Raw genomic sequence first — 3,311 nt, forward strand, 5'->3', positions numbered from 1 at the left:
ACTGTCAGGCTTACGTTTGTCGTGTCCATGCCCCTATGGGAAGGAGACGGCGATGGATACGACGATCACCAGGATCGGTGCGGTTGTTATTGCCGAGTTGCGTTCAGTCGGCTACATGGAATCGACGATCGGGCAGTACGGAAAGACCATCAAGGCGCTCACCGAATACGCGAAGCGGCACGGTGCAAATGCTTACACGCCAGCGTTGGGTGCCGGCTTCGCGTCGATGACGACCAGCCCGCGCACGGGACGGTTCAGCGCGCAGCGCAGGTTCGACTACCGACGACTGGTAGCCCTGTTCGACTCCTACGTGACCACCGGACGGGTCGACCTGTCGATGCGTAGGCGCGGCGGTGGTGGTCCGCGACCGACATCTGCTCAGTTTGTGGTGCTTGCTGATTCGTGGGAATCGGACATGGCCGAACGCGGTTTGGCTGCAGCAACGCGTGAGGCCTATGGTCGGATGGCCCGCGGCTACCTGTGTTTTCTTGAGTCGAGAGGAACCGTCGAACTCGATGACGCCGACGGTGGCACCGTTCTGGAGTTCCTGGGTTCGTTGTCGCCGAGGTGGGCGAAAACCACGTTGTTTTGGGTGGTGTCGAACCTTCGCCCCTTCCTGACCTTCATAAACCGGGCAGATCTGATCGACGCGGTCAATCTGGCGGGAGTGAAACGTCCCCATCCGATAGTGCCGGTCCTCGGTGACGACGATCATCGGCGGATCATCGCCGCGTGCACGTCCGGCATCGTGTGCGTTCGTGACGCCGCAATCACCTTGCTGGCACTGTCGACCGGGCTTCGGGCCTGCGACATCATTGCGTTGCGACTGGGCGATATCGACTGGCAGGGGCAGACGATCTCGCTCGTGCAGCAAAAGAAGGGCAACCCGCTCACCGTCCCGCTGATCGACGTTCTCACCTCGACGCTCGCCGACTATGTTGTGCATGAGCGGCCCGAAACCGAAGACGATCACCTGTTCGTACGCCGGGTGGCACCGCATGTTCGGCTTCGTGATCACGCCTCGATCCACCGGGTGACTGCGACGGTGTTCACCGCTGCCGAGGTGACCGATGTCAAGGGTGGAACCCGTCTTCTGCGGCATAACGCCGCCTCTCGGATGCTGCGGGCCGCGACTCCGTTGCCGACCATCGCGGCGGTGCTCGGTCTCGCGAGCGAGGAATCGGCCAAGCAGTACATGAATATCGATGACGAGCGGCTGCTCCGGTGCGTGCTGCCGGTGCCGCAAAGCGCACGGCCATGAACGGCCACGGATTCACCAGCGCGTTCGCGACGCAGTTGGCTGAGTACGTCGAGTTCAAAAGGGCGATGGGTTGCGACGGTGCCTCGCGGATCTGGTATCTGAACAAGTTCGACTCCTATTGCGCCGAGCACGAGCGGACCCTTTTCGATCAGGAGACCGTCGAAGCCTGGGTGACAGCGCAATTGGCCACCTCCGGCCGGTACCGGTCGTGGATGTCATACATCCGCGACCTCGGCCGCTTTCTGCGTGCCACTGGGCACACAGACGCCTACGTGCTCTCCGACAGGTGGAAGTCCGCGGTCGTGCCCGCCCGTCCCTACCTGCTCACTGCCAAGGAGATCGACGCGTTCTTCGCCGCCGCGGCACAGCTGAACACGGCATCGCCGTGGCGGTGGCAGGCGAGCGCATTCTTCACTCTGATGCACTCGTCGGGCCTCCGCACCTGCGAGGTCCGCCGCTTGCTGGTCGAGCACGTCGACCTGCCGGGCCGGCGCATCGACGTGATCTGGTCCAAAGGCAGACGCGGCCGCAGACTGCCGATCACCAGTGATGTCGCCGACGTGCTGGCCGCGTGCGACGACACCTCGAGATCGACTATCGGTGCCGGGCGGGAAACGTTCTTCACCTCCTCGACCGGCCAGCCGGTCACCGCCGCTACGGTCGGGGTGGTGTTCAACCGGATCTGGGATAACGCCGGCTTGGCGCGACCGGCGAGCGGACAGCGTCCCCGCCCCTACGATTTCCGGCACCATTTCGCCTACGCCAACATCGAACGATGGATGGCCGACGGCATCGACGTCGGCGCGATGTTGCCGTATCTGTCGACCTACATGGGTCACGCAACGGTCGAGTCGACCTACTACTACATTCACACATCGCCCGGCTTCATGGACGCCTACGGGCACATCACCGCCGGTGCCGGCTCGCTGCTCCCGGAGGTCGGATTCGAATGAAACACAACACCACAACCGGCGCGCCGGACTTCTACACATTCGCGCGCGGCTTCCTGCACACCTACATGCCCACAATCCGCAGACTCTCACCGAAAACGGTCGAGGCCTACCGGATCAGCTTGGAATGCTTCCTCACCTTCCTCACCGACCACGAGCACATCGACCGCGCACGGGTGAGCTTCGACCACTTCGACCGAACACATCTGAAAGCATGGATGATCTGGCTCGCCGACGACAAACAATATTCAGCGCGAACCATCACCCTGCGGATCAGCGCCCTCAAAGCTTTTCTGGCCTACGCCGCCGCCGAGGATGTCAGCCTCATGGCACTGAGCGAGGCGGCACGAACCCTCAAGACCCCGTCCGCCCCGAAGAAGCCGATCGAATATCTCACCGAAGACCAGACGCGAGCCTTCCTATCCGTATTCACCGGGCGCACCGGGAAATCACGCCGCAACCGAATGCTCCTGATCCTGCTCCACGACACCGCCGCCCGGGTCAGCGAAATCACCGCCCTCACACTGGCCGACCTGTCGCTGACCAAACCAGGGCACCTCACGCTCACCGGGAAACGCGACAAGACCCGAATCGTGCCCCTTGCCGGCAAGACGATCGAGCACCTGCGCGTCTACCTGAAAGAATTCCACCCGAACATCGCGGGCCAACCCGCGACGCGTCCGCTGTTCTACAGCCTCCGCGGCGGCCAGCCCGTCGGCTTGTCGAGCGACACCGTCGCGGCCGTAGTCAAACAGGCCGCGGCGACCGCGCGAAAGACCTGCCCCACAATGCCGGCCAGGATCCACTGCCACATGCTGCGCAAAACGAAGGCCATGGACCTTTACCGGCACGGCATCCCACTGCCGATCATCATGAGACTTCTCGGCCACGAAAACGTCTCGACAACCGCCGCCTTCTACGCATTCTCCACCATCGACATGATGCGCGCCGCCGTCGACGCCGCCACCCCAACACCCGGCGACCCCGCCGAACACCCCCTCGCCGAAGACGCACTGCAAGCCCTCTACAGCCTGCGATGAACCTGAATCGTTAAGCCGAAGAATCCGACAGAAACAGGCAACTGACCAGACCCGCCCCCC

The 3,311-nt window shown here is 63.1% G+C and carries 3 protein-coding genes; all 3 read left to right on the forward strand.

What is annotated here, in order from left to right:
• The first annotated feature begins 52 nt into the window (after positions 1–52).
• The 3 genes from HGB39_RS37815 to HGB39_RS37825 are packed head-to-tail and all read left to right on the forward strand — an operon-like array spanning position 53 to position 3,251.
• The gene (locus HGB39_RS37815; RefSeq protein WP_168443018.1) at positions 53–1,261 is read left to right on the forward strand and encodes a tyrosine-type recombinase/integrase; all 1,209 of its coding nucleotides are present in this window, start codon (positions 53–55) and stop codon (positions 1,259–1,261) included.
• Positions 1,258–2,214 (forward strand): tyrosine-type recombinase/integrase, encoded by a 957-nt coding sequence (locus HGB39_RS37820; protein WP_064081005.1) that lies wholly within the window; start codon positions 1,258–1,260, stop codon positions 2,212–2,214. The genes HGB39_RS37815 and HGB39_RS37820 overlap by 4 nt, the downstream gene beginning before the upstream one ends.
• Entirely contained in the window at positions 2,211–3,251 is a 1,041-nt protein-coding gene (locus HGB39_RS37825) for a tyrosine-type recombinase/integrase (RefSeq protein ID WP_168443019.1), read from the forward strand. The genes HGB39_RS37820 and HGB39_RS37825 overlap by 4 nt, the downstream gene beginning before the upstream one ends.
• Positions 3,252–3,311: the final 60 nt, after the last annotated feature.

The organism is Rhodococcus opacus (assembly GCF_012396235.1).
GTDB lineage: Bacteria > Actinomycetota > Actinomycetes > Mycobacteriales > Mycobacteriaceae > Rhodococcus_F > Rhodococcus_F opacus.